This is a genomic window from Streptomyces sp. AP-93, assembly GCF_022808175.1.
Lineage (GTDB): Bacteria > Actinomycetota > Actinomycetes > Streptomycetales > Streptomycetaceae > Streptomyces.
Genome location: NZ_JALGBX010000023.1, coordinates 118,580 through 145,184, shown reverse-complemented (window position 1 = coordinate 145,184; position 26,605 = coordinate 118,580). Strand labels below are relative to the sequence as shown.

28 protein-coding genes and 3 pseudogenes are annotated in these 26,605 nt (G+C 70.9%); 18 read left to right on the top strand and 13 right to left on the bottom strand.

Going from position 1 to position 26,605, the window contains the following annotated elements; translation table 11 throughout:
• Positions 1–50: 50 nt before the first annotated feature.
• A pseudogene (locus MTF69_RS32030) lies at positions 51–279 on the bottom strand (M56 family peptidase); the annotation flags it as partial.
• 4 nt (positions 280–283) lie between these two features.
• On the bottom strand, positions 284–715 hold the full coding sequence (locus MTF69_RS32025) for a BlaI/MecI/CopY family transcriptional regulator (RefSeq protein ID WP_243339718.1): 432 nt from the start codon (positions 713–715) through the stop codon (positions 284–286).
• A 176-nt stretch (positions 716–891) separates the two neighbouring features.
• Here MTF69_RS32025 and MTF69_RS32020 point away from each other — a divergent pair, with 176 nt between their 5' ends.
• Entirely contained in the window at positions 892–1,461 is a 570-nt protein-coding gene (locus MTF69_RS32020) for a TerD family protein (RefSeq protein ID WP_243339717.1), read from the top strand.
• A 107-nt stretch (positions 1,462–1,568) separates the two neighbouring features.
• Here the strand turns inward: MTF69_RS32020 and MTF69_RS32015 are convergent, their stop codons facing one another.
• Together MTF69_RS32015 and MTF69_RS32010 are read right to left on the bottom strand one after the other, a co-directional pair.
• Positions 1,569–1,862 carry a BRCT domain-containing protein gene (locus MTF69_RS32015; protein WP_243339716.1) on the bottom strand — a complete coding sequence of 98 codons (294 nt, stop codon included), beginning with the start codon at positions 1,860–1,862 and terminating at the stop codon, positions 1,569–1,571.
• A 418-nt stretch (positions 1,863–2,280) separates the two neighbouring features.
• A pseudogene (locus MTF69_RS32010) lies at positions 2,281–2,361 on the bottom strand (RNA polymerase subunit sigma); the annotation flags it as partial.
• 156 nt (positions 2,362–2,517) lie between these two features.
• Between MTF69_RS32010 and bla the strand changes: the two are divergent.
• Together bla and MTF69_RS32000 are read left to right on the top strand one after the other, a co-directional pair.
• A complete protein-coding gene (gene bla / locus MTF69_RS32005) occupies positions 2,518–3,459 on the top strand; it encodes a class A beta-lactamase (RefSeq protein ID WP_243339715.1) in 942 nt (313 codons plus the stop codon).
• Positions 3,460–3,804: 345 nt separating this feature from the next.
• Positions 3,805–4,092 (top strand): hypothetical protein, encoded by a 288-nt coding sequence (locus MTF69_RS32000; RefSeq protein WP_243339714.1) that lies wholly within the window; start codon positions 3,805–3,807, stop codon positions 4,090–4,092.
• A gap of 507 nt (positions 4,093–4,599) precedes the next feature.
• On the opposite strand, the gene MTF69_RS31995 is transcribed toward MTF69_RS32000, so the two are convergent.
• Both MTF69_RS31995 and MTF69_RS31990 read right to left on the bottom strand, forming a co-directional pair.
• Positions 4,600–5,193, bottom strand: coding sequence for a hypothetical protein (locus MTF69_RS31995; protein ID WP_243339713.1), 594 nt, complete (start codon positions 5,191–5,193; stop codon positions 4,600–4,602).
• A 3-nt stretch (positions 5,194–5,196) separates the two neighbouring features.
• Entirely contained in the window at positions 5,197–5,772 is a 576-nt protein-coding gene (locus tag MTF69_RS31990) for an iron transporter (protein WP_243339712.1), read from the bottom strand.
• A gap of 190 nt (positions 5,773–5,962) precedes the next feature.
• Here MTF69_RS31990 and MTF69_RS31985 point away from each other — a divergent pair, with 190 nt between their 5' ends.
• Positions 5,963–6,319, top strand: a complete 357-nt coding sequence (locus tag MTF69_RS31985; protein ID WP_243339711.1) for a cupredoxin domain-containing protein — start codon at positions 5,963–5,965, stop codon at positions 6,317–6,319.
• A 249-nt stretch (positions 6,320–6,568) separates the two neighbouring features.
• The gene (locus MTF69_RS31980; RefSeq protein ID WP_243339710.1) at positions 6,569–7,441 is read left to right on the top strand and encodes a (2Fe-2S)-binding protein; all 873 of its coding nucleotides are present in this window, start codon (positions 6,569–6,571) and stop codon (positions 7,439–7,441) included.
• 146 nt (positions 7,442–7,587) lie between these two features.
• Here MTF69_RS31980 and MTF69_RS31975 read toward each other — a convergent pair whose 3' ends face one another.
• Positions 7,588–8,604 (bottom strand): ABC transporter substrate-binding protein, encoded by a 1,017-nt coding sequence (locus MTF69_RS31975; RefSeq protein WP_243339709.1) that lies wholly within the window; start codon positions 8,602–8,604, stop codon positions 7,588–7,590.
• Positions 8,605–8,749: 145 nt separating this feature from the next.
• On the opposite strand from MTF69_RS31975, the gene MTF69_RS31970 reads away from it, so the two are divergent.
• From MTF69_RS31970 to MTF69_RS31940, 7 genes are all read left to right on the top strand, one after another.
• On the top strand, positions 8,750–9,814 hold the full coding sequence (locus tag MTF69_RS31970) for an iron ABC transporter permease (RefSeq protein WP_243339708.1): 1,065 nt from the start codon (positions 8,750–8,752) through the stop codon (positions 9,812–9,814).
• Positions 9,811–10,938, top strand: coding sequence for an iron chelate uptake ABC transporter family permease subunit (locus MTF69_RS31965; protein WP_243339707.1), 1,128 nt, complete (start codon positions 9,811–9,813; stop codon positions 10,936–10,938). The genes MTF69_RS31970 and MTF69_RS31965 overlap by 4 nt, the downstream gene beginning before the upstream one ends.
• 1 nt (position 10,939) lies before the next feature.
• Positions 10,940–11,785, top strand: coding sequence for an ABC transporter ATP-binding protein (locus tag MTF69_RS31960; RefSeq protein WP_243339706.1), 846 nt, complete (start codon positions 10,940–10,942; stop codon positions 11,783–11,785).
• Positions 11,786–12,055: 270 nt separating this feature from the next.
• Positions 12,056–12,535, top strand: a complete 480-nt coding sequence (bfr, locus tag MTF69_RS31955; protein ID WP_243339705.1) for a bacterioferritin — start codon at positions 12,056–12,058, stop codon at positions 12,533–12,535.
• A gap of 130 nt (positions 12,536–12,665) precedes the next feature.
• Positions 12,666–13,727, top strand: a complete 1,062-nt coding sequence (locus MTF69_RS31950) for an iron ABC transporter substrate-binding protein (RefSeq protein ID WP_243339704.1) — start codon at positions 12,666–12,668, stop codon at positions 13,725–13,727.
• 44 nt (positions 13,728–13,771) lie between these two features.
• On the top strand, positions 13,772–15,295 hold the full coding sequence (locus tag MTF69_RS31945; RefSeq protein ID WP_243339703.1) for an iron ABC transporter permease: 1,524 nt from the start codon (positions 13,772–13,774) through the stop codon (positions 15,293–15,295).
• Between the two features lies 1 nt (position 15,296).
• Complete coding sequence (locus MTF69_RS31940; protein WP_243339702.1) at positions 15,297–16,370, top strand: ABC transporter ATP-binding protein; 1,074 nt, start codon at positions 15,297–15,299, stop codon at positions 16,368–16,370.
• A gap of 272 nt (positions 16,371–16,642) precedes the next feature.
• On the opposite strand, the gene MTF69_RS31930 is transcribed toward MTF69_RS31940, so the two are convergent.
• Positions 16,643–17,308 carry a metalloregulator ArsR/SmtB family transcription factor gene (locus tag MTF69_RS31930; RefSeq protein ID WP_243339701.1) on the bottom strand — a complete coding sequence of 222 codons (666 nt, stop codon included), beginning with the start codon at positions 17,306–17,308 and terminating at the stop codon, positions 16,643–16,645.
• An 85-nt stretch (positions 17,309–17,393) separates the two neighbouring features.
• Here MTF69_RS31930 and MTF69_RS31925 point away from each other — a divergent pair, with 85 nt between their 5' ends.
• Positions 17,394–18,758 carry a rhodanese-like domain-containing protein gene (locus tag MTF69_RS31925; protein WP_243339700.1) on the top strand — a complete coding sequence of 455 codons (1,365 nt, stop codon included), beginning with the start codon at positions 17,394–17,396 and terminating at the stop codon, positions 18,756–18,758.
• Positions 18,755–20,029: an MFS transporter gene (locus tag MTF69_RS31920; RefSeq protein ID WP_243339699.1), complete on the top strand. Its 1,275-nt coding sequence runs from the start codon at positions 18,755–18,757 to the stop codon at positions 20,027–20,029. Before MTF69_RS31925 ends, MTF69_RS31920 begins: the two co-directional genes overlap by 4 nt.
• Positions 20,030–20,080: 51 nt before the next feature.
• On the opposite strand, the gene MTF69_RS31915 is transcribed toward MTF69_RS31920, so the two are convergent.
• Positions 20,081–21,460 (bottom strand): FAD-binding oxidoreductase, encoded by a 1,380-nt coding sequence (locus tag MTF69_RS31915; RefSeq protein ID WP_243339698.1) that lies wholly within the window; start codon positions 21,458–21,460, stop codon positions 20,081–20,083.
• Positions 21,461–21,613: 153 nt separating this feature from the next.
• On the opposite strand from MTF69_RS31915, the gene MTF69_RS31910 reads away from it, so the two are divergent.
• Positions 21,614–22,369: a helix-turn-helix domain-containing protein gene (locus MTF69_RS31910; protein ID WP_243339697.1), complete on the top strand. Its 756-nt coding sequence runs from the start codon at positions 21,614–21,616 to the stop codon at positions 22,367–22,369.
• A gap of 9 nt (positions 22,370–22,378) precedes the next feature.
• Here the strand turns inward: MTF69_RS31910 and MTF69_RS31905 are convergent, their stop codons facing one another.
• From MTF69_RS31905 to MTF69_RS43865, 4 genes are all read right to left on the bottom strand, one after another.
• Entirely contained in the window at positions 22,379–22,642 is a 264-nt protein-coding gene (locus MTF69_RS31905) for a cation transporter (protein ID WP_243339696.1), read from the bottom strand.
• Positions 22,642–23,769 (bottom strand): sulfite exporter TauE/SafE family protein, encoded by a 1,128-nt coding sequence (locus tag MTF69_RS31900; protein ID WP_243339695.1) that lies wholly within the window; start codon positions 23,767–23,769, stop codon positions 22,642–22,644. The genes MTF69_RS31905 and MTF69_RS31900 overlap by 1 nt, the downstream gene beginning before the upstream one ends.
• A gap of 117 nt (positions 23,770–23,886) precedes the next feature.
• On the bottom strand, positions 23,887–24,285 hold the full coding sequence (locus tag MTF69_RS31895) for a hypothetical protein (RefSeq protein WP_243339694.1): 399 nt from the start codon (positions 24,283–24,285) through the stop codon (positions 23,887–23,889).
• 55 nt (positions 24,286–24,340) lie between these two features.
• On the bottom strand, positions 24,341–24,553 hold the full coding sequence (locus tag MTF69_RS43865; protein ID WP_374324574.1) for a MerR family DNA-binding protein: 213 nt from the start codon (positions 24,551–24,553) through the stop codon (positions 24,341–24,343).
• A 20-nt stretch (positions 24,554–24,573) separates the two neighbouring features.
• On the opposite strand from MTF69_RS43865, the gene MTF69_RS43860 reads away from it, so the two are divergent.
• The 3 genes and pseudogenes from MTF69_RS43860 to MTF69_RS31880 all read left to right on the top strand — a co-directional run bounded on the left by MTF69_RS43860 (position 24,574) and on the right by MTF69_RS31880 (position 26,588).
• The gene (locus MTF69_RS43860; RefSeq protein ID WP_374324571.1) at positions 24,574–25,155 is read left to right on the top strand and encodes a cation transporter; all 582 of its coding nucleotides are present in this window, start codon (positions 24,574–24,576) and stop codon (positions 25,153–25,155) included.
• A pseudogene (locus MTF69_RS43855) lies at positions 25,074–25,688 on the top strand (heavy metal translocating P-type ATPase); the annotation flags it as partial. The gene MTF69_RS43860 and the pseudogene MTF69_RS43855, both read left to right, overlap by 82 nt.
• A 63-nt stretch (positions 25,689–25,751) precedes the next feature.
• Complete coding sequence (locus MTF69_RS31880; protein ID WP_243339692.1) at positions 25,752–26,588, top strand: DUF2182 domain-containing protein; 837 nt, start codon at positions 25,752–25,754, stop codon at positions 26,586–26,588.
• The last annotated feature ends 17 nt before the right edge of the window (positions 26,589–26,605 follow it).

The following is a 26,605-nucleotide window of genomic DNA, read 5'->3' as shown; positions in this document are numbered from 1 at the left end:
TCGCCACGGTATGCCGACACTCACCGCCGTGATCACGAACCCGCAGGCTCGCGCACCTCCGGATCCGACCAGCCGTCCGGCCGTGGATTGCCGGGCAGTTGGGCGGTACCGACCACGACGAGCAGTGCGAGACAGAGCGTGCTGCACACGGCGAGCACGGCGGCGACGGCGGTGAGCAGCCAGGTGGCGGCGCGCGGATGGAGGTGGTGTTCGGCGAGGCGGGCGACAGGCCAGGCGGTCAAGGGACAGGACCAGCGGCAGGAAGACGAAGACCCCCATGGCGTCAGCCCTCCCCTTCCCCTTCCCCTTCCCCTTCTCCCTCCTCCTCCGCCGTCTGCACCAGCAGGTCCCGCAGCACCCTCTCGTCGCCGGGCGGCAGGGCGGTGACGAAGCTGGCCAGGACGGCCTCCCGGTCCGACTCGGAGTCCAGCACCTTGCGCATGCGCAGCGCGGCGAGGCCGGCCTCGTCCGCGACGGGAGTCCACTCGAAGGACCGGCCCGCGCGCTTGCGGCTGACGGCGCCCTTTGCGTGCAGCCGGGTCAGGATGGTCATCACCGTGGTGTACGCGAGTCCGCTTCCCAGGTGCTCCTGGACCCAGCCCGCGTTGGCCGGCCCGGGAGCCCGGTGCAGCGCGGCCAGCACCTGCGCCTCCAGCTCGCCCTGCCCCCGGCGCCGGGAGGGCTCGTCGGCGCCGCTCTCGATCTGGTCCGTCATGCCGTCAACCTCCCGCGGCCCAGCCCCGTCTACCTCCACGGGGGCGGTTCATCGTACGGATGTGGGTCCACGGCGGAGTACGGCCGTGCCTCGCGACCCAGCCCAATTTCTACATTAATGTAGTTCTCTGTTTCTGCTACTCGGCTACCCGGCTTCGGCCACGAGAGGGATGCGACATGGGTGTGAGCCTGTCCAAGGGCGGCAATGTCTCGCTGAGCAAGGAGGCGCCGGGCCTGACCGCGGTACTGGTCGGCCTGGGCTGGGACGTCCGCACGACCACCGGCACCGACTACGACCTCGACGCCAGCGCCCTGCTGGTGGGGGAGTCCGGCAAGGTGCCCTCCAGCGGGCACTTCGTCTTCTACAACAACCTCAAGAGCCCCGACGGCTCCGTCGAGCACACCGGCGACAACCTCACCGGTGAGGGCGAGGGCGACGACGAGGTCGTCAAGGTCGACCTGGCCGCCGTCCCGGCGGACATCCAGAAGATCGTCTTCCCGGTCTCCATCCACGACGCGGAGACCCGCGGCCACAGCTTCGGCCAGGTCCGCAACGCCTTCATCCGCGTCGTCAACCAGGCCGGCGGCGCCGAACTCGCCCGCTACGACCTCTCCGAGGATGCGGCCACCGAGACCGCGATGATCTTCGGCGAGCTCTACCGCAACGGCGACGAGTGGAAGTTCCGCGCCGTCGGCCAGGGCTACGCCTCCGGCCTGACCGGAATCGTCGCCGACTTCGGCGTCTGACGGACGGCTGAGACCGGCCGGGCCGCAGGCCCGCTCCGGCCCGCCGACGGCATCTCGATCCGAATCGGTGGCCTGACCGGCCTCGCGAGAGCGAGGCCGGTCAGGCGTCAGCTTCCGAGGCGGCGCAGGAACTCGTCCTCGTCGAGGACCTCTATGCTCTGCCCGGATTCGAGCAGGCTCTGCGCCTTCTTGGCCTTCCCGCTCAGGACGTCGCCGGGCTTGAGCTGCGTCTGCGACGCGGACACGAGGACGTCCGTCTTCTTGGTGACGTTCTCCGCCGGCCGGGCCCCGACATCAGCGAGCTTCTGGAACGCCTCGTCGCGGGTCATGGAGGTCAGCTTGCCGGTCAGGCAGACGGTGGCGCCGTACAGCTCGCCCTCCGGGTCGGCGTCCTGGTTCACGCCGGGCAACGGCTTGCGCTTGTTCGAGAGGGCGGGCAGTGCCCTCGGTGGGAATTGAACCTGCGGCCCGGTGCGTGGAATGCGTCTGCTCTGAGCGCGCCCAGGCTGATCCGCGTCGCGGAGCACTTCACACGCTACGACGTCCATGCCCTCCGTGAGATTCGCCGATCACGGTCGTAGTGGCTCCGGTGGTGGTACGTCCGTGCACGGTGCGGGCGTCGGGGGCGGCCATGACGGCGGCCACGTCCAGGGCCTGCTGGTCGGCGCGCTGAACCTGGGCGCGGGTTTGCTCGGTCTGCTGGTGCTGTCAGGCGGCGAGGCCAACGAAGGCAGCGGCGGCAGCGATGCTCGCGGCGACGACGAAAGGTCCGGCCCTGCGCGTCAGGATGGCGGTGAGCCGGGCCGGAGCAGGGGGACGGGTCACCCCCATGCAGTCGCGCAGCCGGATCAGTCCGTCACGCATTCGGGTCTTGATGGTCGGAAGCGGGGACCGCAGCGCGTCCAACGCGTTTCTGCGGGGTCTCTGAGTATGGGTACTCATGCATGTGCGTACGACGCGGGCAAGGGTGGCAGCAGCCACGTAGTCGGGCGCCTGGTGCTAGGCATCGCATCCACAGCGAATCCATCCCGGCCGCACCATGCGTCGACGTACGTCATGACCGTCTCAGAAGGGGAACACGCCTTGCACACCACAGGACCACGCCCATCCCGCCGCGCCACACTTGCTCTCGGTGCCGGTGCGGCACTCTCTGCCGCCCTGCCCCTCGGCGGAACGGCACACGCCTTACCCGCCGGGGACGGCATCACCTCGAGGCTGAGGGAGCTCGAGCAGCAGCACTCCGCCCGCCTCGGTGTCTTCGCCCGCAACATGCGCACCGGCAGGACGGTGGCGTACCAGGCCGACGAACGCTTCCCGATGTGCTCCCTGTTCAAGACGATCGCGGCCGCAGCCGTGCTTCGCGACCTCGACCACGACGGCGAGTTCCTGGCCAAGCGCATCCAGTACACCGAAGAGTACGTAAAGAGGTCGGGTTACTCCCCGGAAACCGGCAAGGCCGAGAACCTCGAAACCGGCATGACCGTCGCCCAACTGTGCGACGCAGCCATCTGCTACAGCGACAACACCGCGGGAAACCTGCTGCTCCGCGAGCTGGGCGGACCTGCCGCCATCACCCGCTTCTGCCGCTCGATCGGGGACGGCAGGACCCGACTCGATCGATGGGAGCCCGAACTCAACTCGGCAGAACCGTGGCGCGTCACCGACACCACCACCCCCCGCGCCATCGGCAGGACCTACGCGCGCCTCACGCTCGGTGACGCACTCACACCCCAAGACCGGGAACGGCTCACCGGCTGGCTGCTCGCCAACACGACCAGCGGCGACAGATTCCGTGCAGGCCTCCCCGCCGACTGGATTCTCGCCGACAAGACGGGCGGCGGGAAGTACGGGGGCAACAACAACGCGGGCATCACCTGGCCGCCGGACAACGCACCGATCGTGATGGCCGTTCTGACGACTAAACACGAGGAAGACGCCCCGGCCGACCACCCGCTGGTGGCCAAGACCGCCGCATTGCTGGCGGCGGAACTCAGCTAGACCCGTATTTCGCACGTGTCGGCCGCGACCATTCGTTGAGCGCTGCGGCCGACACGGCTGGCTTCCCGATGCGCGCAAAGGATCCATGGCTGGTGAGGGAGGCCGGATGCTTCGACCTGAACGGAGCGATCGTGGCTCGGGCCCAGATGCGGATCGCCGTCGGGTTCTCGGCAGGCTCGTACACGTGGCCGGCCGTCTCTTGCACTTGCCGGACCCCTGGCGCGACACGGTCCTCCTCCCGCACGAGCCGTAGGCGGGCCTGGTCCGGCTGACCATCCAGCGCCGCCGCCACGCCGGGCCAGCACGTTCTACCAAGAGGTCGTCCCCTGGGGAGTGGCCTCGGACTTGACGCTGGCCGGCTTCCTGGTTGCCGAGCACAGGCAGGTGGAGGATCTATGGCTGCACTGGCCCGCCAAGAACATCAGCTTTGACACGGCTCTCGGCTACAACCTCTACCACCTGCTCACTGGAGGTATCACAGCTGCCGTCGAAGCAGTGAGAGTCAGTGCCCACCCTGATCGTGGCCGCATCCTGAGTGACATCACGTCGGAACGCCACACCGACGCTGCTGTCGAGCAGTGGCTCAACGAACGACGCGTAGAGCGTGTTCGGCGCACTGACGGGCACAAGTAAAGGGTGGGTCTGGGATGTTGAGGCCGGCTCCCGTCAGACGGGCCCCTTATGTGTGAGGCCTCAGGACATGCTGGAGGCTTTGTCCTCACGAGTTCCTAACGCGTCGGGTCGTATTGATGTGCTTGCCCATGCCTTGAACCGACTGACTGGTCGCCCCGGCCGATGCCGGTGGATGTCACCCGGAGGACCACCGGTGTCTTTGCACGCTGGGGCACTCCCCGCTCCGATGGTGCAATCGGGTATCGCAACTCGCCGAATAGCGTGCTCCAAGGCAGCATCGGCCTGTGTATTTCCTCCTCGACGTGTGCTCACCGCACACGGCCAAGAACCACGGGCCCTACGTCCCCAGGGGGCGACCTGGGGAAGGGGGCTGGGTGGAGCCATGCCGTGTGGGCGCACGCTCCTGATCTTGGGTTTTGCATCCTCGTGGAGCGGCGACCGAGGCCCTGACGATCGGTTGGCGTCGGGTTGGGCGGCAGGCGACCTGTGGGCGTGCGTTGCGTCTGGTCAGGACTGGCTGTTGAGGAAGCCGATGAGGGTGGCGCCCCACCAGCCGGTCTGGCTGACGGTGGCGGCCAGGCCCGACTGCACCATCAGGTGGCGGGGCATCGGTGCGTCGTCCCCGTACCGGTCCAGGCGCTGGCCGAGCCAGTGGGCGTACAGGCCGTTGACGGTCACGGCGAGTACGAGGCCGAGCTTGACCAGGGTCAGGGGCGAGCCGAGGTTCGGGCGCAGGAACAGGCCGGTGACGACGAGGCCGGCCATGCCGAGCCAGATGGGGATCTGGAGGGCGCAGGCGGTGCCGGTGATGTCGGACAGGCGGCGCTTGCCGAGCAGCCACAGGATGCCGAACCAGTCGACGGCGAGGACGGCGCCGAGGCCGATGATCAGGGCGGCCACGTGGAAGAACCGGGCCACGGTCTGGAGGGTGGTGTCGGGGTGGACGTGGCCGGACATCCAGCAGGCGCCGGCGATGATTCCGGAGCTGAGCACGCCGAGGGAGACGAGGACCCACAGGGGAGTGGTCCGCTCCGGTTCGCCGACGGTGGGCAGCGGGGCCGGAGCGGCGGTGACCAGGGGTCTTTCCGTGATGAGGGCCACCGGTCAGCTCTCGTTCTTCAGTTCCACGCCTGTGAAGGTGGCGGTTACGGGCTCGCTCAGGGCGGGCGTCTCACCGCTGGCACCGTGCCGCAGGAAGGTCGGCGGCTGGAGGGTGGCGCGCAGGGTGTACTTCCCGGCGGTGGGGATCGAGAAGTTGTTGGCGTAGTGGAAGAACTCGGCGTGGTAGAAGTTCAGGTCCTGCGCCTGGACGACCTGGCCCTGGGCGTCGACGACTTCGAGGCGGATCGGCACGTTCGGGACGATGCGGCCGGTGGCGGCCTCCATCGGGATGATCTCGATGTGGTGCGTCTCGTCCTTGGCCGGCTCGCGGTTGACCAGCTTGCCGTGCCCGGAGTGTCCGCCCTGGCCGCCCTGCTCCGCCTGGAACCACGGCTCGGCCGCCTCGACGATGTAGCCGACGCGGTACTCCCCGACCTTGGTCTCCCCGCCGTTGGCGGCGATCTCCGCCTCGAGGACGGTGTGCTGGTGCGCGACCCCGGCGGGGGCGGTACCGCAGGCCGTCAGAGCGAGCGCCAGCGGGGCGGCGAGGAGGAGTGAGGACAGGGCAGGTATCGGCATGGCTGAAATCCCTCAGGTGAAAGTTAGGTAAGGCGTACCTAAGAGGTTCCTGTGGGTGTTCGTCAAGCCGTCTCGCGATGCGAACATCGTCACAATTCGGGCGCTGGAAGCGATAGTTCCACTTGTGAAAGGAAGTTGAAGAACCGTCACGCGCCTCACGTGGGCCGTGGCGGTCGCGGTGAGGGTCGACATGTGGACAAGCGCGCTGCTCTTCGGCCTGGACTGCGCGCCCGCCCAGACCCCTCGCACCCCCGGAGTCATCGCCGTCCGCGCCGGAGGCGATGCCTGTGAGCTCTCCCGGACCTCCGCGCCGGCCGGGTCGATCACCTTCGAGGTCACCAACGAAGGCGACAAGATCACCGAGTTCTACCTCTACAGCCCGCAGGGCAAGGTGGTCAGCGAAGTTGAGGGCATTGGCCCCGGCACCTCCCGCAGCATGACCGTCAAGGTCGCCGAGGCCGGCTCCTGCATCACCGCGTGCAAGCCCGGCATGGTTGGCAAGGGCGTCCGCGGCCAGTTCGCCGTGACCCCGAGTTCCGCCGGATGACGCCCGCGAGCGCGGGTACGGCCCCGGCCGCGATGAGGAGTGCGAGGGGGGCTGGTTTCGGCACGCTTCGGTGCCGACGGAGCTGCTCAACCGCCGGCGGAAGGCGGCTTTGGTAGTCAGCCCTTAGCCTCAACTCCCCTTTGAGGCGGGAGGCCTGGCGTGCGGTCGTGATCATGGATCATTGGGTTAAGGTAAGGCTTGCCTACTCTCCCGTATCGGAGTTTCCGTGCAGCACATGATCGAGAACCGATGATCACGGCCCCGCGCCTCGCGTCGCGCGAGCGTCCCGCACTGGACGCCGCCGCCGCGCTCGCGCGGACCTACGGTCGATTGGCGGCCGCGTGCGAGGCGCTGGACGTTCGGGTGGCCACCGCCGTCGCCGACCAGCCCGGACAGTGGGTCAACGGCGCCGAACTGGCGGAACCGGCCGGGAGCCGGCAGGCCCTGGACGGTTTCGTCGCTGCCGAGGCCGCCCGCATCCGGGCGGGGCACGGGCACGATCCGCGCCCCGATGTTGCCGCGTCGCGCGCGCTGCACGACTACCTCTGGTCCGTCAGCCTGCTGATGAGCGGCGTCTGGTACCTGGAGCGGCGCGTACCGCGCATCCGCCCGAGCGAGGTGCGCGTGGACCTTTCGACGGGCTCGTTCGAGATTGTTCCGGGGGCCGGATTCGCGTGCCTGCCCGGGGATCCGGCGGCGCACCTGCCGGGCGCCCGGGTGGTGGCCGACGAGGAGGCGCTGCGCGCCGAGTTGCGGGCGGCCGTCGCCGATCACGTACGGTCGCTGCTGGCCACCATCGGGCCTCGGGTCCGGCGCGGGGGCCGGGCCCTGTGGGGCATGGTCGCCGACGACCTGCTCTCCGGGATCTGGTACCTCGGGCGCGCCCTCGGCTGCGAGGACCACGCGGTGCGCGAGGCGACCGAGCTGCTCCCGACCGCCATGGCGCCCTTCCCCGGCGGCGCCGACTTCAGGCGGCTCGCGGACCGCGCCGGGCATCTGCACCCGACCCGCACCCGGCTCGGCTGCTGCATGTACTACACCCTGGACGGGGCCCTGCCCTGTACGACCTGTCCCCGTACCTGCGATGCGGAGCGGCTGCGCCGGATCGAGGGCGAGGACTGAGCGGGGGCGAAGGACTGAGCGGGGGCGAGGGCTGAGCGAGTCCCGCCGCTCTCCCCCGTACACACTCGTACACACCAAAGGCCGGCCCCGGCTGCGTACTTCATCAGTACGCAGCCGGGGCCGGCCCGTCGGGTAGGCGGTGATGCCTACTTGGCGGGGTCCACCTGGAAGGCCTTCGCCAGGTCGTCGAGCACAACGTCCGCACCCTGGAGGGAGACCGAGGTCATCCAGATCGAGTCGTCCACCTCGTGGACTTGGTTCTTCTGGACCGCGTTCAGTCGCTGCCACAGCGGGTTGGCGACGAACTTCTTCTTGCGCTCCTCGCCGCCCGAGAAGCTGGTCATGAAGATGTGGTCCGCATCGGCCTGCTGGATCTGCTCTTCGCTGATCTCGATGTTGAACTTCACCTCGTCACGCTGGTTCTCCGGCCGCGTCAGGCCCATGTCGGTCAGGATGATGCCGCTGAAGGTCTTGGGCAGGTAGATGCGCGTCGGACCGTCGACGAAGCGGACGACCGCGAAGGTGGGCTTGCCGTTGACGCCGCCACCTTTGGCGTTGATCGCGTCGCCGATCTCCTTGGCACGGGTCTGGTAGGCCGTCAGCTTGGCCGTGGCCTTCTCCTCCTGGCCCAGCGCCTGGCCGAGGAAGGTGATGTTCTCCTTCCAGATCGGGCCGGTGGTCTTGACGAACACGGTCGGCGCGATCTGGCTCAGCCGGTCGTAGAAGTCGGCGTGACGGACCGTCGCCGAGACGATGAGGTCCGGCTTGAGGGCCGCGATCGCCTCGAGGTTGGGGTTGTCGAGCGGGCCGACGTCCTTCGTTTCCTTCACCGCGTCACCGAGGTAGGGCGGGAAGCCCTTCTGGTCACGGTATGATCCGATACCGCCGACCAGCGGCGTGTCGAGCGCGACGATCGCCTCGACCAGGCTGTTGTCCAGCGCCACCACGCGCTTGGGCTTGGCCTTGATCTCGGTCTTGCCCTTGTCGTGGGTGATGGTGCGCGGGAAGCCGGCCGACTCGGCGGCGGCAGACTTCGACAACTCGGCGGCCGGCTTCTTGTCGTCGCTGCTGCCGCCGCAGGCGGCCAGCGAGAGGGCCATGGCTGCGGTCAGAACGGCCGCTGCGATCCGGCCCGGCCGGCGACGCTGAGTGGAGGTGCTCATCAGTTCTCAGTTCTACAGAGGGAAACAGTATTCTTAGGTAAGGCTTGCCTGAGTAAATGCGTGGTGAAGAGTAGCTGCTCTTCGTGGCCAAATCCAGGCGGGGGGTGCAGAGCGGGTTCGGTTAGGCATCCCTTACCTTGTGTGGGTGTACCTGAAGCCCGTCACCGCGGACGCCGCCGCGGCCCCCGCCCCAACCGCTCCGCCACCCCGGCGAGTTCTCTCCCGAACCCTGGTGCTCGCGGCGCTGCTCGCCACCGTGGCCGCCATGGTCTGTGCCTCCCTCGCGATCGGCACCAAAGCCGTACCGCTCTCCGACGTCCTGGCCGCGATGGCCGGGAGCGACGCCGGCGACGCCGTGGTGGTCCGTGAACTGCGCATGCCCCGCACAGTCCTGGGGCTGCTGGTCGGGCTCGCGCTGGGCGCCGCGGGTGCGGTGGCCCAGGACATCACCCGCAATCCGCTCGGCGACCCCGGCCTGATCGGCATCAGTGCGGGCGGCTCGTTCGCGGTGGCCGCGAGCATCGGAATGCTGGGGCTGACGAGTTCGTACCAGTACATCTGGTTCGCCTTCCTCGGCGGGGCGTTGGCCGGTCTCATCGCCTACGCCGTCGGCGGCAGGGGCTACGGCGGCGCCACCCCCGCCAAACTCGCCCTGGCCGGCGCGGCCGTGACCGTACTGCTCGACGCGGGCACCAATACCCTGATCCTGCTCGACGTGAGCACCCTGGACCAGTACCGCTTCTGGGCGGTGGGCTCGCTGGCCGGCCGGGACGCGCAACTGGGCATGGAACTGCTCCCGTTCATCGTCGTCGGACTCGGCCTCGCTCTCGGACTGAGCGGCCGGTTCAACGCCCTCGCTCTCGGCGACGACCTGGCCAGCTCGCTCGGCACCCCGGTCAAGTCCACCCGGGCCCTGGGCGCGCTGGCGGTGGTCCTGCTGACCGGAGCGGCCGTCGCCGCGGCCGGTCCCGTGACCTTCCTCGGCCTGGTCGTCCCGCACGTCGTACGGGCCTTCACCGGGCCCGACGCCCGCTGGCTGGTGCCGTGTTCGGCGCTGGGCGGGGCCTCGCTGATGCTCGCTGCCGACGTGGTGGGCCGGATGGTGGCCCGACCCGGCGAACTGGAGGCCGGCGTGGTGACCGCGCTGCTCGGGGCGCCGTTCCTGGCGCTGCTGGTCAAGCGCGGCAAGCTCAAGGAGCACACCCGATGAGCACGACGAACACGATGAGCACGACGAACACGACGAACACGACGAACACGATGGGCCGTCAGAAGGCCGACCGGCGCCTGAGGATCGAAGCCGGGCCGGTCGGCGCCGCCGTGCGCCCCCGGGTCGCGCTCTCGGTGCTCGTCCTCGTCCTGACCGGGTTCGCGGGCCTGGTCGCCTCCGTCTCACTGGGGACGTTCGCGATCCCGGTCGGCGACGTACTGGGCTCCGTGCTGGGCACCGGCTCCGGGGCGGCCGACCTGATCGTCCACCAGCTCCGGCTGCCGCGCGCCCTGACCGCACTGCTGGTGGGGGCCGCGTTCGGGCTGGCCGGCGCCGTGTTCCAGGCCGTCACCCGCAACCCGCTCGCCAGCCCGGACCTGATCGGCATCGCGGCCGGCTCCGGGGCCGGCGCGGTGTGCGCCATCCTCATAGGCGGGGTCACCGCGGCGGGCGCCGGTACCTTCGCGGCCGTACCGTTCGGGGCCCTCGCCGGAGCCCTGCTGACCTCGGTCGCCATCTACCTGCTGGCCTACCGGGACGGCACCATCACCGGCTACCGCTTCGTCCTCGTCGGCCTCGCCGCGAACGGCGCGCTGATCGCGCTGACCCGCTGGATGCTGGCCCGCGCCGACATCGACCAGGCCTCCCGCGCCATGGTGTGGCTGACCGGCAGCCTCAACGGGCGCGGCTACGAACACGTCCAGTGGGCCGGACTGGCGCTGGCGGTGCTCCTGCCGCTGACCCTGGCGCTCGCACGCCCGTACCAGCTGCTCCAGTACGACGACGACACCGCGCGCGGCCTCGGCATCCCGCTGCGGCACGCCCGGATCGCCCTGCTGGTCCTCGCCACCTGCCTCACCGCGCTGGCGACCTCCGCGGCCGGTCCGATCGCCTTCATCGCCCTGGGCGCCCCGCAGGTCGCGCGGCGGATCGCCGGCACCGCCGGCATCCCGCTGGTCACCAGCGCGCTGACCGGAGCGGTTCTGCTCGTCATCGCCGACCTGGCCGCGCGCGTCGTCCTGGCCCCGACCGAACTGCCCGTCGGCGTGCTCACCGGCGCCGTGGGCGCCCCGTACCTGCTGCTACTCCTCGCCCGTACCAACCGGGCCGGAAAGGGAGGCTGACATGACCGCCCCGCTGACCGAGACCCAGTCCCAGCCGACCGGCATCTCGCCCACCGCACTCCACGCCTCCGGGCTGCGCCTGGGCTACGGCGACCGCATCGTCTCCGAGGACCTCGAGCTCGACATCCCGGCCGGGAAGGTGACCGCGCTGGTCGGCCCCAACGCCTGCGGAAAGTCCACCGCCCTGCGGGCCCTGGCCCGGCTGCTGAAGCCGGCCGGCGGCGCCGTCCACCTGGACGGCGAGGACATCGCGAGCCTGTCCGCACGGGAGTTCGCCCTGCGGCTCGCCCTGCTCCCGCAGACCCCCAGCGCGCCCGACGGCATCTCCGTACGGGACCTCGTGGCCCGCGGCCGCACCCCGCACCAGCGGTGGTGGCGCCAATGGTCCTCCTCCGACGAGGCCGCGGTGGACGCCGCGCTGGCGGCGACGGGCTCGGCGGAGCTGGCGACCCGATCCATCGACGAACTATCGGGCGGCCAGCGCCAGCGCGTGTGGATCGCCATGGCGCTGGCCCAGCACACGCCGGTCCTGCTGCTGGACGAGCCCACGACCTACCTCGACCTCGCCCACCAGGTCGACGTCCTCGAACTCGTCGCGGACCTCAACCGCACCGAGGGCCGCACCGTGGTGATGGTCCTGCACGAGCTCAACCTCGCCTGCCGCTACGCCGGCCACCTCATCGCCATGCGCGAGGGCCGGGTGATCGCGGCCGGTCCGCCATCCGAGATCGTCGCACCGGACCTGGTCCGCGAGGTCTTCGGCCTCGAGGCCGCGGTCATCGAATGCCCGGTCGCCGGTACGCCTCTCGTCATCCCGAGGGGCGGCCGTCGTACCGAGATCGCCTGAGGACCCCGAGGGTGACGAGTGCTCCACTCTTCGTGTGAGGGGATTTTCACGGGGAGGCGACCACCAAGCGAGCGATGGGGAGGCTCGTCCGTCGGTGTGTGGGGCGGACGACGCTCCGCGTGGCGCCCCCCCGACCTGGATACCGGCAGGTACGGGGCATGGGGCGTCTTGAGCGGACGGGGGTTATCGTCGAATGAGGGGTGGCCGTAGAGTCCTGGGCCGATGCGAGTGCGGGGCGGGGAGTCGGCCTCTTCGGAAGGGCGAGGTGTCATGCAGGGCGACCCCGAGGTCCTCGAGTTCCTCAATGAGCAGTTGACCGCGGAGCTGACCGCGATCAACCAGTACTTCCTCCACTCCAAGATGCAGGAGAGCTTCGGCTGGACGAAGCTCGCGGCGTATACGCGGCACGAGTCGTTCGACGAGATGAACCATGCGGAATCCCTGACCGACCGCATCCTCTACCTCGACGGCCTGCCCAACTATCAGCGGCTCTTCCATGTGCGGGTGGGGCAGACGGTCACGGAGATGTTCCAGGTGGACCGAGAGGTCGAGGTCGAGGCGATCGACCGGCTCAGGCGCGGCATCGAGATCATGCGCGCCAAAGGCGACGTGACCTCGGCGAACCTCTTCGAATCGATCCTCGCCGACGAGGAGCACCACATCGACTACCTTGACGCACAGCTGGAGCTCGTCCAAAAGCTGGGTGAGCCCCTCTACATCGCGCAGTTGATCAGCCAGCCCGAAGGCTGACCCGCCTTTCGCGGATTCATCCGCGCGCCGCGCGCATCCGACCCTCCCCTGAGCCTAAGGCTAGGCTGTCCTAATATGGGTGATATGCCCAACCTGTAGCCGGTCGGTTCGGCAGCGGAGGAGTGGGATCGTGCGTACCCCCGGAATGCGGCGCGTCCTTGCCGCGGCTCTCGGAGGCCTGCTGGCCCTCGGGGTCACAGCGTGCGGCTCGGCAGAGGGCGAGCAGGCGGAAGCCGGCCCCACCGCGGGGCCCGACAAGAAGATCACCGTGTACAGCGGCCGGAGTGAATCGCTGGTCAAGCCGGTGCTGGAGGACTTCCGGAAGGCCACCGGGGTCACTGTCGAGGCCCGGTACGGCGATACCGCCCAGATGGCGGCCCAGCTGGTGGAGGAGGGGGAGCGGAGCCCGGCGGATGTCTTCCTCGCCCAGGATGCCGGAGCCCTGGGGGCGGTGACGGACAAAGGGCTGTTCACCCCGCTGTCGGCCGAGGTGCTGGAGAAGGTGCCGGCGGAATACCGGGCGAAAGGCGGCGAGTGGGTGGGGGTCACGGGGCGCTCGCGCGTACTGGTCTACAACACCGACCAGGTGCCCGCGGCCTCGCTGCCGAAGTCGGTCTTCGAGCTGACCGAACCCCAGTGGAAGGGAAAGGTCGGCGTCGCGCCGACCAACGGCTCGTTCCAGGCCTTCATCACCGCGATGCGCGTGGAGCACGGCGAGGAGAAGACCGAGCAGTTCCTCGCCGGGCTGAAGGCCAACGACGCGCAGATCAGGGAGGGCAACGCGCCCATCGTCGCCGACGTCGACGCCGGCAGGCTCGCCACCGGACTGGTCAACCACTACTACGTCTACGAGCTGGCCAAGGAGAAGGGCACCGCCGTCGCCGCCCTGAAGGCGAAGAACCACTTCTTCCCGGACGGAGACATCGGCTCTCTCGTCAATGTCTCCGGCGTCGGCGTGCTCGACAAGTCCGCGGGGGATCCGGACGTGCGGGCCTTCGTCGACTACCTGCTCGGCCGCGAGGCGCAGACCTACTTCGCCGAGGAGACGTACGAGTACCCGTTGGCGGCCGGCGTCGACAGCGCGCCCGGCCTGCCGAAGCTGTCCTCGCTCAACGCGCCGGACGTCGACCTGGGCGACCTGGCCGACCTGGAGACCACGGTCAAGATGATCAAGGAATCGGGGCTGGTCTGAGCGTGTCGTCGTCGGCCCTCACCCCACGCCGGGTGCGGCGGCTGGTGCCGCGTCCGACGCTGGCGGCCGCCGCGACGCTGGCCGTGGGGGTCGCCTTCATTCCGCTGGCCTACCTGGGCGTACGGGTCGGCGAGGCAGGCTGGGACCGGATCACCGACGAGCTGTTCACGGCGCGCACCGCGGCACTGGCCGTCCGGAGCATGGCGCTGGCGGCCGTCGTCACCGTGGCGTGCACCGTGCTGGGCGTGGCCGCGGCCTTCCTCGTCACGCGTACCGACGTACCGGCGCGGCGGCTGTTCGGGGTGCTGGCTGCGCTGCCGCTCGCCGTCCCCAGTTACGTGGCGGCCTTCGCCTGGGTCTCCACCGCCCGGGGCTTCGAGGGCTTCTGGGCCGCCGCACTCGTCCTCACGCTGGTCTCGTACCCGTACGTCTACCTGCCCGTCGCGGCCGCGCTGACCGGGGTGGACCCGGCACAGGAGGAGGTGTCGCGGTCGCTCGGGCGCGGCCCGTGGCGCACGGCCGGCGCCGTGACACTGCGCCAGGTACGCCCGGCGGTGGGAGCGGGGGCGCTGCTCGTCGCCCTTTACGTACTCTCCGACTTCGGCGCCGTCTCCATCGTCCGAGTCGACGTCTTCACCCGGGCCATCTTCACCGCGATCAACCTCGGCTTCGACCGCACCGGTGCGCTCGTGCTCGCCACGGTCCTCGTCGCCCTCACCGCGTTCCTGCTGCTGGCCGAGCAGCTCACCCGGCGGCGCGGGGCCCGCTACGCCCGGCTCGGTGGGGGCGCTCCCCGCCCGTCGGCACGCCTGCGCCTGGGCCCGCTGCGGTGGCCGGCCGCAATCGGCCTCACCGGCGTGATCGCGGCGGCCCTCGGCGTGCCCGCGGCCGCCCTGCTCCGGTGGTCCGTCGAGGGCGTCTCGCGGCCCGGCTCGCTCGCCGAACTCGCCCTCGCGGCACGCAACTCACTGGGAGTGGCCCTGCTCGGCACGGGCCTGACCATGATGCTCGCCCTGCCGGTGGGGCTGCTCTCCGCCCGCGTACCGGGCCCGCTCGCCGTCGGCCTGGACCGCCTCGCCTATCTCTCGCACGCGCTGCCCGGCCTGGTCATCGGCCTTTCCCTGGTGTTCTTCGGCATCAACGTGGCCTACCCGCTCTACCAGACCGTATGGTTGCTCGCCCTGGCGTACGCAGCGCTCTTCCTGCCCCTCGCCGTCGCGGCCGTCGGCGCCGCCGTAGCGCAGGCGCCACCCGGCCTGGAAGAGGTCGCCCGCTCCCTCGGCCGCGGGCGGGCCCACGTACTGCGCACGGTGACCGTCCCCCTGGCCGCACCAGGCATCGGCGCCGGCGCCGCCCTGGTCTTCCTCACCTGTATGAAGGAGCTGCCCGCCACCCTGCTGCTGCGCCCCACCGGACTGGACACCCTCGCCACCGGCCTGTGGACGCACACCTCGGTCGCCGCGTACGCCGCCGCGGCTCCCTACGCCGCCCTGCTGGTGCTCATCGCTGCCGTGCCCACCTGGTGGCTGTCGGCGCGCACCGGAGTACTCACCCGGGGAGGGGGCTGACATGGCGGAACTGCGTATCACCGACGTCCGCAAGGCCTACGGCCGCGTCCAGGCCCTGGCTGGTGTGAACCTCACCGTCCGCTCCGGCGCGCTGATGGCAGTACTCGGTCCCTCCGGCTCGGGCAAGACCACGCTGCTGCGCTGCATCGCAGGCTTCGAGACGCCGGACGAGGGCGAGATCCGAGTCGACGGCCACCGTGTCGCCACCGCCGACACCTCGGTGCCGCCCGAGCGGCGGCGGATCGCGGTGGTCCCCCAGGAGGGCGCGCTCTTCCCGCACCTGTCCGTCCTCGGCAACGTCGCCTACGGACTGGACCGGGCAGCCCGCCGGGCCGGCCGGGCGGCCGCCGTGCTGGACCTGGTGGGCCTGTCCGGCTTCCAGGACCGGATGCCGCACGACCTCTCCGGCGGCCAGCAGCAGCGCGTCGCGGTCGCCCGCGCTCTCGCGCCCCGGCCACCGGTCGTGCTGCTCGACGAGCCGTTCAACGCACTCGACGCAGCCCTGCGGGCCGAACTGCGCCAGGACGTCTGGCAGGCCCTGCGCGCCGACGGTGCCACCGCCGTCCTGGTCACCCACGACCAGGCGGAGGCCCTTTCCATGGCCGACGAGGTCGCGGTCATGCGAGACGGCCGGATCGTCCAGAGCGGACCGCCCGAACTCCTCTATCACGTACCGGCCAGCCCGTGGGTGGCCTCCTTCGTCGGCGACGCGGTCTGGCTGCCCGCCGTACTGGACGGCGGACGGGCCCGTACCCCGCTCGGCGCCCTCCCGGTCGTGCACTCCGAAGGCGCGCTGCCGCCCGGCCCGCTGTGCGTGCTCCTGCGACCCGAGCAGATCACCCTGGCCCCGCCCGGGGCTGCGGGTGCGGTCGCCGCGACCGTCGTACGGCGCGACTTCTACGGCCACGACGCGGTGCTCGCCCTGCGCCTGGCCGACGGCACGTCCATGGCCGCCCGGATCTTCGACCCGACCGCGGCCCCACCCGCCGTCGGCGACGAGGTCACCCTCCGCGTCCACGGCACCGCACGCCCCTACCCGCTCGGCGGACACTCGGATTCCCCTCGGGACGACTGAGCCGACTCCGCGCCACGGCTGACCGCCGATGCGGACGGAGCCGGGCTACGCCCCCGTCTCGCTTCCGGCGTCGTGGACGAGCAGGGCGATCTGGACGCGGTTGTTGAGTTCCAGTTTGGTGAGGATCCGTGAGCCGCGTTCTGGACCCGGGCGCAGAACTTCTTCGGCCAGGCCCGGGTCACCGTCCAGCGCGTCCTGGCCGACAACGGCTCCTGCTCGCGTACCTGGGCCAGCACACTGACCGACGCGGGGATCACCCACAAACGCACCCGCTAGGCCGCACCGGCCTCGACGGGGAGGTCGTGCAGGCGCCATTCGAGCATGCCGTCGGCCAGCCGGAGGGCTTGGCGGCCGTGGGCTGCCAGCAGGCGGACCGCGTCGTGGGACAGGACGCAGTTGGTGCCGCGGCAATAAGCGACGATCTCGGCGTCGTCCGGGAGTTCGGCCAGGCGGGCCTCGAGCTGGTCGAGGGGGATGGACAGCGACCCGGGGATGTGGCCGGCGTCGTATTCCTCGGCGGGCCGGACGTCGATGACGGTGGCGGTGCCCGACTTCACGCGCTCCAGGAGTTCCTCGCGGGTGAGCTGGTCGGTGTCCTCGGGGCCGAGGTACGCGCTGCGGGCCTGCAAGGTGGTGGCGAGGTGGGTACGGCTGACCTGCTGCAGCAGCGCGTACAGGGCTGCGACGTCTTCGCCGGCGAGCCGGTAGTGGATGCGCACCCCGTCGCGGCGGGTGGCCACGAGCCCGGCCTGCTTGAGGGTCTGCAGATGCGCGGATGCGGTGGTCAGACCGAGACCCGCGGTCTTGGCGAGGGCGTCGACGCTGCGCTCGCCCTGGGCGAGCAGGTCTAGCAGTTCCAGGCGCTTGCCGTTGGACAGGGCCTTGCCCGTGCGGGCGACGGCATCGAACAGCGCGGCTTTGCGGGTGGGGTCTCCCATGGCATCCTCCATAAATCCATGGAATATTGTATTAGGGGCGGAGTGGTGCTGCCAACTCCGCACACCGAACATCTGGGAGGCCGCCGTGAGCTTCACCGACGAGTATCTGATTCCCCTGGTGGACGCAGGCCTGGGCAACAGCGCATACCTGGTCGACCTCGGTGACGGCGGGGCCCTGGCCGTTGATGCCTCCCGTGACCTGCGTGCTCTGCGGGACGCCGCCGCGCGGCGCGGGCTGACCGTGGCCTTCGCGGCCGACACCCACCTGCACGCCGACTTCCTGACCGGCGCGCTCCAGCTCGCCGCCGACGACGGGGCCCTGGTCCTGGCCTCCGCGGCCGGCCGCCGCGCCTTCCCACACACCGCGCTCGCCGACGGCGACGAGGTCGACCTCGGCGGACTGACGCTGCGGGCGCTCGCCACTCCCGGCCACACCGACGAGCACCTGTCCTTCCTGCTCCTGGACGACACCCGTGAACTGGGGGTGTTCACCGGTGGCTCGCTGATCGTCGGATCCGCCGCCCGCACCGACCTGCAAGGGGCGGACCGGGCCGAGGAGCTGGCCCGCGCCCAGTACCGCTCCCTGCGACGGCTGGCCGAACTCCCCGACCCCACCGCGGTCTGGCCCACCCACGGTGCCGGCTCGTTCTGCTCGGCACCGCCCGGTGCCGAGCGGACCACCACCATCGGCGCCCAGAAAGCCGCCAACGACCTGCTGGCGGCACCCGACGAAGACACCTTCGTGGCCCGGCTGCTCGGACCGCTCGGCTCCTACCCCGCGTACTTCGACCGCCTCGCCGAGACCAACCGGCAGGGCCCGGCCCTGCTCACCGCAGTCCCGGGTCTGAAGCCGCTGACCCCGGCCGCCGCGCGAACCCTGCTCGCCTCCGGCGCCCACCTGGTCGACGCCCGCCCCGTGCGGGAGTTCGCCGCCGGGCACATCCCCGGCGCCATCTCCAACCCGCTGCGACCGGCATTCGCCACCTGGCTCGGCTGGCTGCTGCCCGACGACACCCCGATGGTCTTCCTCCTCGGACCCGGCCAGGACGAGCACGAGCTCGCCTGGCAAGCCGCGAAGATCGGCTACGACCGGCTCGCCGGACAGCTGGCCGGCGGCATGACCGCCTGGCTCGCCGACGGAGGCCCGGCGGACACGACCGGCCTCGTCACGGCCGAGCAGATCGGCGACCGCCCGGTCCTGGACGTACGTCAAACCTCCGAGTTCGCCGGCGGCCACATCCCCGGAGCCGCTCACGCCGAACTCGGTACCCTCCCCACACACCTGCCCGCGACCGCGGACGGCACGGTGGTGATGTGCGGACACGGCGAACGCGCCATGACCGCCGCCAGCCTCCTCGCCCACTCCGGCGCCAGGAACCTCGCGGTCCTGGCCGGTGGCGCCGCGGACTGGGCCGACGCCACCGGCAGAGCCCTTGAGGAGGGCGTGTGACCGTCCCTGCCACCCCGGTGCCCGGACACCCGGGCGGGATCAGACTCGGACTGCGCGCCAACCTCGCGCAGTTCGCCCTGCTCGTCGCGGTCAACGCGCTGGTCGGCGGCATGCTCGGTCAGGAGCGCACGGTGCTGCCTCTGCTCGCCGAGCAGGCCTTCCACCTCTCCGCCCACACCGCCGCCCTCACCTACATCGTGGCCTTCGGTGCGACCAAGGCGGTCACCAACTTCCTCGCCGGAACCTGGTCGGACCGCTACGGCCGCAAGCCCGTGCTCATCGCGGGCTGGCTCATCGCCTTGCCGGTCCCCCTGCTGCTGATCTGGGCACCCTCCTGGGGCTGGGTGATCTTCGCGAACGTGCTTCTCGGCATCAACCAGGGCCTGACCTGGTCCACCACCGTCGTCATGAAGATCGACCTGGTCGGCCCGGCCCGCCGAGGACTTGCGATGGGCCTGAACGAGGCCGCCGGCTACGGCGCGCTCGCCGCCACCGCCATGGCCACAGGCGCCATCGCCGCTCACACCGGACTGCGGCCCGAGCCGTTCTTCCTCGGCATCGCCTACGCCGCCCTCGGGCTCGGCCTCTCCGTCCTCGCCGTACGTGAAACCCGCGAACACGCCCGCGCCGAAGCCGCCCTCCACCCCGCCCCGAACAACCCCGCCCACCACGGCGAACTGACCACCCGCCAGATCACCCGCGCCACCAGCATCGGCGACAAGGCCCTTTCATCCGCCAGCTGGGCCGGCATGGTCAACAACCTCAACGACGCCCTCGCCTGGGGCATCTTCCCCCTGCTCTACGCTGCTCACGGCCTGTCCATCACCCGGATCGGGCTGCTCGCCGCCCTCTATCCCGCTGTCTGGGGCCTCGGTCAGATCCTGACCGGCTGGTGGTCCGACCGCATCGGCCGCAAGCGCCTCATCGCCTGGGGAATGCTTCTGCAGGCCGCCGCCATCGGCCTGGTCGCCGCAGGCACCGCCTTCCCCGTCTGGGCCCTCGCCCAGATCCTGCTCGGGGCGGGCACCGCGATGGTCTACCCGACCCTGCTCGCCGTGATCGGCGACGTCGCCCATCCCGCCTGGCGGGCCCGTGCCGTCGGCGTCTACCGGCTGTGGCGCGACGGCGGCTTCGCCGTCGGCGCCCTCCTGGCGGGCGTTCTCGCCGATGCCTTCGGCCTCACCACCGCGATCTGGGCCGTCGCCGCCCTCACCGCCGCCTCCGGACTTCTCGTCGCCATCCGGATGTACGAGACACACCCGAGGACATGAGGACAGCCGGCCCGGCAGACTTTCCTAGTCCGGGACCGTCGCCCGACCCGCTCAGCCGGGGCGGATGTTCTTGTTGTGGTGGAAGGCGTTGTCGGGGTCGTACTTGGCCTTGACCTCGGCCAGTCGCCGGTAGATGTGATCGCCGTAGGCCTCTCGGACGCGGCCGGCGTCGTCGTCGGCATCGAGGAAGTTGACGTAGACGCTGTCGGCGCGGTGCGGCTGGAGGGCTTGGAGGAACCGCCGCGCCCATGCGGTCTCGGCCGCGGCGTGCCCGTCGGACTCTTCAGGGAGCCACACGGCGTCGATGACGATGTTGTGGGCCACGTCGCGACCGGCGTAGGCGGTGGCGTCGTGGGGGACCCGGGCGACGGCGCCACCCATGTGGAACATCGCCGCATACGACCGGGGCGAAGCGGCCCGGTAGGCGTGATCGGCGATGACCGCGATGGCCTCGTCGGACAGACCGGTGAGGTCGGTGGACTTCCAGTAGTAGTGCCATCCGTGGAGGACGGTGTCGTCGAGGCCGCCCTGGAAGGCGGCGTAGGGCGTGGGTGCGAGCAGGTCCACGAGCGGCGTCCCGAAGCGGCGCAGGGCCCGTACCGCACGCTCGCCGTCTTCGACGGGGCCGGCGTAGCAGCAGGCGACGGCGATGGCCGGCCGCCAGTGGAGCTCCTCGCTGATGACCGGCAGCGGCGGGATGGTGCCGAGCCTGACGACGGTGCCGAGCTCGTCGGGCGCTTCGGCGGCGAAGTCCCGGTAGAAGCGCAGCACGTCGGCGGTGTCGTCGGCCGCCCAGAAGACAGGTCCGGCCATCACGGTCGGGCCGAGGGGGTGCAGGGCGAACCGGAACGTGGTGACGACGCCGAAGTTTCCGCCGCCGCCTCGCAGCGCCCAGAACAGATCCGGGTGTTCATCGGCGGACGCCCGCAGGATGCTGCCCTCGGGGGTGACCACCTCGGCGGCCAGCAGGTTGTCGACGGCGAGCCCGTGCTTGCGCATGAGGAAGCCGATGCCACCGCCGAGGGTGAGCCCGGCGACGCCGGTGTGGCCCACGATACCGCCGGTGGTGGCCAGAGCGTGGGCCTGCGTCTCGTGGTCGACGTCGCCCCACAGAGCGCCACCCTGCACCCGGGCCGTGCGGCCGGCGGGGTCGACCCATACGGCCCGCATGGCCGAGAGGTCGATGACGATCCCGTCGTCGCACACCGCCGTGCCGGCCACGTTGTGGCCCCCGCCCCGGACGGCGATCTCCAGGCCGTGGTCGCGGCCGAAGCGCACGGCTGCGACCACGTCTGCGGTCCCACCGCATCGGGCGATCAGCCGGGGGCGCCGGTTGACGGCGCCGTTCCACAGTGCTCGTGCGGCGTCGTAGTCGGCGTGGTCAGCGGTGATCAGCCGGCCCCGGAACCCGTTGATCTCGTTGGTCTCCATCGCGGCCACCTCCTCGTTCCGAGGGCCGACTCGCTCGGCGGTCGGCGTCGTGGTCCTCGTCTCCCGACAGTCCCATCGCAGCACCGTGGACCGTGGCTGTGAAGTCAGGATTCTGGACTTCGCCGCCGGAGGCCAGGGCGCGATACTGGTGTCGTGCGGACTTACGGCCAGTACTGTCCCATCGCCCGTGGCGCAGAGATCTTCGCCGAGCGCTGGACACCGGTGATCATCCGCAACCTGCACCTGGGCTGCGGAAACTTCAGCGAGATCCTGGAGGGCGCGCCCGGGCTCTCCCGCACTCTGCTCGCGCAGCGGCTGGGGCAGCTCGAACGCCTCGGAATCGTGGAGTCGGCGCCCAAACCCGAAGGGCGCGGACGCCACTACGAGCTCACGCCCGCGGGGCACGACCTCTTCAAGGTCTGCGTGTCGCTCGGCGAGTGGGGTGCCACCTGGCTCGAAATCGCCCCCGAGCACCTCGATCCCTTCGTGGCGCTGTGGTCGATGTGCAACATGCTCCGCCGAGACCGGCTCCCGGACCGCCGCATCGTCATCCGCTTCGACTTCACCGGCCGCCGGCGCCCCGAGCGGTACTGGCTGCTGATCGAGCACGCGGACACCGAGATCTGCAAGACGTACCCCGGCCTCGACGAGGACCTGTACATCACGGCGGAAGCCGAGGCCTTCGTCAAATGGCATGCCGGCCAGCTCCCTTGGGCTGAAGCCACGCGCGACCGCCGCATCCAACTCCACGGCCCCTCGTGGCTCGTACGAGCCTTTCCCACCTGGAACGCCAAGAGCGCCTTCGCCCACATCAAGCCGGTCCCCCGGACCGCGGCGAGCCGACTGCAGCCGATCGCCCGCGCCCGAGGGCCCGGCACGGCTTCCCCTCGTGCCGGGACGAGCGAGTGACTACGGGTGTCAGCCGGCGATGCGCGCTGTGTAGTCCCCGGCTGCCTCAACTGCCGCGACAAGTGCCGCGGTGTCGATGCCGGCGCCGTCCTCCAGGCGGACGACGCTGCGTCCGGCTCGTACGTCCGTGGTGGCCGAGCGGACGCCGGGCAGGTCCTCCAACTCGTCGTCGATGAGCAGGCCACAGCTGGTGCAGTGCATGCCGTTGATGAGGAGAACCACCTGCTCACCGGTCGCGGCCTCGGGCTTGTTCTTACGGCTGAACAGCTTCATCACAGGTCCTTCTTGAACTCGATGGCCCCGCTCTGCATGCCCATGGCGCAGGAGAAGCGCAGGGTTCCGGGCTTGCGGGCGCCCAGGTCGATCTCGGTGTCGCCGTCCCGCTTGACGATCTCCTGGACGCCGAGTTCGGGGATGGTGAAGGCGCGGGCGCAGCCCCCGGAGTCCTTGCCCCGCAGGACCAGCGTGGTGGGCACACCGGCCTTCGCGGTGAACCGGGTGGGGAGGTAGAAGTCCGTCACGGTGAGGACGACGGTCTGCTCCCCGGAGGCGTCGATGCGTACGGGGGCGGCCTCGCCCGTCGCCGTGCCCCCGTTGCCGTCGCCGCTGCCCTCGCCGCCTTCCATGAGGAACGGGCCGGTGGCGGTGGTCTGCTGCTTGCCGGGGGAGCCGAAGGAGACCCAGCCGCCGGCCTGAAGGGCGGAGATCATGGTCCAGGCCGCCACGGTCAGCACCACCACACCGGTGAGCCCGGCCAGCTTGCCCGACAAAGCCTGGGCGCTGCGCCGGAACAGGTATCCGAGTACGGCGAACAGCGGTGCGGTGCCGAGTACGAACCCGGCCATCACCGCGGCGCCGGCCACCGCCGATCCGGAGGTGATCGCGAGCAGTTCCATGGACAGGGTCACGCCGCAGGGCACGAGCACCGTGGCGAATCCGACCAGGGCAGGGGTGATGGGCGATTCGATCCTGGCGCTGCGCCGCATCAGGCGGCCGAAGGATGCCGGCGGGCGCGGCACCAGCCGCCCCACGGCCTTGACTCCGATCAGGTCCAGCGCGAAGAGCACCATGACGGCCCCGGCCACGAGCAGCAGCACTGCCTGGGTACGCGGACTGGGCTGCAAGGCGCTGCCGAACACCCCGAGCAGGGCACCGAGTGCCGTATGGGACACCAGCTTTCCGGCGAGGAACGCCCCGACGGGAGCCAGCGGTGTGCCGGCATCCGCCTGCCGCGCGGGGCGCGGCCGAAGGATGCCGGCGGGCGCGGCTGTCGGGTCGGGGCTGCGCCGGCGGGTCACGGCACCGGCCAGCAGGCCCCCCTGTACGGCGGCGCACGAGGCGCCACCGGCGAGCAGACCGGTGCTCGCACCGGTGATCAGCAAAGCGACGGACGACGGCATGCGTCGTTACTCCTGTTCTGCGACGACGGCACGCGCGCGGGGACATCAGGGCGCGCCGAAGTGGACGTGAGGGAAGGTGGCTTCCCGCGGGGCGTCAGCCCTGCGGGTGGCCGGCCCTCACGTCCGTGACACGCACAACCGGTGCAGATCAGGAGGGGCGGCTGCCGGAGGCGGGGCATGGGGCCAGGGGCGCGGCGACTCGGGTGAACAGTCGGTCGCGTGCGCCACGATCGCAGGCGTCTGCGCCGTCGGGCCGTCCTGCGTGAGGACGCCCTTCGGCGCGACGCACTGTTCCTCCGACACCGGGCAACGCCGACCGTGGTCCGGCGCCGCGACGGCGGCCGAAGCCTCGGCGTGCCCGCGGACCGCGACGTGCGGGGAGGCGCCCATCGGCCCCGGCATCGTCATCGCGGTCGCCATCGCCGGACGCGCGAGCCCCGTCAGACAGGCGAAGAGCGCGCACACCAGCAGCACTCCGGACCACGTCCGGAGCGACGGAGGCAGGCGTCGCGACATGCGCGCCATGCTAGGCCATGGCCTGACCGGCCATTCCGGTCGGGCGTTCCGCGGCTCAGGACGCCGCCGACGCACCTTCGATGATCCGGCAGACCACGGCGCTCTCCCCTCGGCCCGTTGCCTGATCGGCCTGGGCCCGGGCACCGCGCCGGGTCGTCCGGAGCGCTTGGAGGTCCGAGATACGGCGGTCGATGTCCGCGAGGTGCTGATCGAGGAGATCGGTGACGAGGCCGCAGGGCTGCTCGCCGCTGCGCTGGAGGTCGAGGATGCCCTTTGGCCATCACCGGCATGACCTGCGCGTCCTGTGTGGCCCGGGTCGAGCGGAAACTCGCCAAGCTGCCGGGAGTGAGCGCGACGGTCAACCTCGCGACCGCGACCGCGCACGTCACGCGGGACGACCCGGAGGTGTCGCAGGAGCAGCTGATCGGTGCGGTCGAGGCCATCGGGTACGGGGCCTCGGCGATGGGTCGCGAGTCCGCGCAGGAGGAAGCCGGGACGGACACCGAGGGCGCCCACCTCGCCGGGCTTCGGCGGCGGCTGTTCGGCTCGGCACTGCTGGGGCTGCCGGTGGTCCTCGTATCCATGATTCCGGCGCTTCGGTTCGACGGCTGGCCGTGGGTCGCGCTGCTGCTGGCCACTCCCGTGGTCGTGTGGGGCGCCTGGCCGTTCCACCGGGCGGCCGCCCTGAACCTGCGGCACGGGTCGGCGACGATGGACACCCTGGTGTCTCTGGGTGTGCTGGCCGCCTATCTGTGGAGCGTCGGCGTTGTAGTGGGACCCGGGACGCGGCGCAGCGCGAGGGACGCACGGTGGTCTTCGCCGCCTGGGACGGGCAGGTGCGGGCCGCTCTGGTGGTCGCCGACACCGTGAAGGCGACGAGCGCCGAGGCGGTCGCGGACCTCAAGCGGCTCGGGCTCACCCCGGTCCTGCTGACCGGCGACAGCGCGGCGGCTGCCCGCGCGGTGGCCGCCGAGGTCGGCATCGACCGGGTCGTCGCCGAGGTCCACCCCGAGGACAAGGTCGCCGAGATCCGGCGTCTGCAGGAGCAGGGCCGCGTGGTGGCGATGGTCGGCGACGGCGTCAACGGGGCGGCCGCGCTCGCCCAGGCCGACCTGGGACTGGCCATGGGCACCGGCACCGATGCCGCGATCGCCGCCTCCGACCTGACGCTCGTACGGGGTGACCTGCGGGCCGCCGGTGACGCCATCAGGCTGGCGCGCCGCACTCTCCGTACGATCAAGGCCAACCTGTTCTGGGCGTTCGCCTACAACGTCGCCGCCCTGCCGCTGGCCGCCCTCGGCATGCCCAACCCGATGATCGCCGGCGCAGCGATGGCTTCCTCGTCCGTCTTCGTCGTCACCAACAGCCTGCGGCTGCGCCGCTTCCGGCCGCTGCATCGCTGACCCGCGAGTTCTGTGCTGAGCTGGAGATGTTCCTCGGGCAACGGCCCCTCTGGGAGGCCCGCCATGCCGCACGTCCATCTCGCCGCACCCGCGCCGACCCGGCCCGGAGTCCTTCTGCCCCGGCGTGATCTGGCGGCCGGCTGGACGCTGATGGTGCTGATCGCCGTACTCGCGTGGGTGCTCACGATCGGGCAGGCCCGCCACATGGGGATGGAGCCCGGCACCATGGGCCTGGCGCTGCCGCTCTTCCTGCTGCTGTGGGTGGTCATGATGGCGGCGATGATGCTGCCGTCGGTGGCCCCGGTCGCCATCACCTGGATACGGGGGATCAGCCGCCGCCCGGCGGGTCCCGCGGTCCGCGCGCTGCACATCGCCGAGTTCGTCAGCGGCTACCTGCTGGCCTGGACCGGCTTCGGGCTGCTCGCGTACGGCGCCCTGGCGGTGACCGGGAACCTGGTGGAGGGCAATCCGGGGGCGGGGCGCTGGATCGGGGCCGGGGCGTTCCTCCTCGCGGGGCTGCATCAGTTCGGACCGCTGAAGCGGGTCTGCCTGCGACACTGCCGCAATCCCATGTTCCAGCTGCTGCGGTACTCGCGGTTCCGGCCATGGGCGAAGGATCTGCGGGTCGGCGCGCATCACGGGCTGTACTGCGTCGGCTGCTGCTGGGGGCTGATGATCGTCCTGATCCCGCTCGGCTTCATGAACGTGGCCGCGATGGCGGCCGTGGCCGCGGTGATCTTCCTGGAGAAGCTCTGGAGGCAGGGCCCCTGGCTCACCTGGGCCGTCGGGATCGCCTTCCTCGTCCTGGCCGCTCTCGCTCCCTTCCAGGACTGGCTGCTGCCGGGCCTCCAGGACGCTCCGCCGATGGAGGAGATGAACCAGATGACGGGCCCGCTCTGAGCGGCGGCCTCGTCGGC

Coding starts and splice junctions, on each gene's coding strand:
- bfr (WP_243339705.1), top strand. CDS start 12,056: ATGCAGGGCGACCCCGAGGTCCTCGAGTTCCTCAATGAGCAGTTGACC.
- MTF69_RS32020 (WP_243339717.1), top strand. CDS start 892: ATGGGTGTGAGCCTGTCCAAGGGCGGCAATGTCTCGCTGAGCAAGGAG.
- MTF69_RS31990 (WP_243339712.1), bottom strand. CDS start 5,772: ATGCCGATACCTGCCCTGTCCTCACTCCTCCTCGCCGCCCCGCTGGCG.
- MTF69_RS31915 (WP_243339698.1), bottom strand. CDS start 21,460: ATGGAGACCAACGAGATCAACGGGTTCCGGGGCCGGCTGATCACCGCT.
- MTF69_RS32025 (WP_243339718.1), bottom strand. CDS start 715: ATGACGGACCAGATCGAGAGCGGCGCCGACGAGCCCTCCCGGCGCCGG.
- MTF69_RS31900 (WP_243339695.1), bottom strand. CDS start 23,769: ATGCCGTCGTCCGTCGCTTTGCTGATCACCGGTGCGAGCACCGGTCTG.
- MTF69_RS31930 (WP_243339701.1), bottom strand. CDS start 17,308: ATGGGAGACCCCACCCGCAAAGCCGCGCTGTTCGATGCCGTCGCCCGC.
- MTF69_RS31980 (WP_243339710.1), top strand. CDS start 6,569: ATGATCACGGCCCCGCGCCTCGCGTCGCGCGAGCGTCCCGCACTGGAC.
- MTF69_RS31905 (WP_243339696.1), bottom strand. CDS start 22,642: ATGAAGCTGTTCAGCCGTAAGAACAAGCCCGAGGCCGCGACCGGTGAG.
- MTF69_RS43860 (WP_374324571.1), top strand. CDS start 24,574: ATGACCTGCGCGTCCTGTGTGGCCCGGGTCGAGCGGAAACTCGCCAAG.
- MTF69_RS31880 (WP_243339692.1), top strand. CDS start 25,752: ATGCCGCACGTCCATCTCGCCGCACCCGCGCCGACCCGGCCCGGAGTC.
- MTF69_RS31960 (WP_243339706.1), top strand. CDS start 10,940: ATGACCGCCCCGCTGACCGAGACCCAGTCCCAGCCGACCGGCATCTCG.
- MTF69_RS31975 (WP_243339709.1), bottom strand. CDS start 8,604: ATGAGCACCTCCACTCAGCGTCGCCGGCCGGGCCGGATCGCAGCGGCC.
- MTF69_RS31895 (WP_243339694.1), bottom strand. CDS start 24,285: ATGTCGCGACGCCTGCCTCCGTCGCTCCGGACGTGGTCCGGAGTGCTG.
- MTF69_RS31965 (WP_243339707.1), top strand. CDS start 9,811: ATGAGCACGACGAACACGATGAGCACGACGAACACGACGAACACGACG.
- bla (WP_243339715.1), top strand. CDS start 2,518: ATGACCGTCTCAGAAGGGGAACACGCCTTGCACACCACAGGACCACGC.
- MTF69_RS31940 (WP_243339702.1), top strand. CDS start 15,297: ATGGCGGAACTGCGTATCACCGACGTCCGCAAGGCCTACGGCCGCGTC.
- MTF69_RS31985 (WP_243339711.1), top strand. CDS start 5,963: ATGTGGACAAGCGCGCTGCTCTTCGGCCTGGACTGCGCGCCCGCCCAG.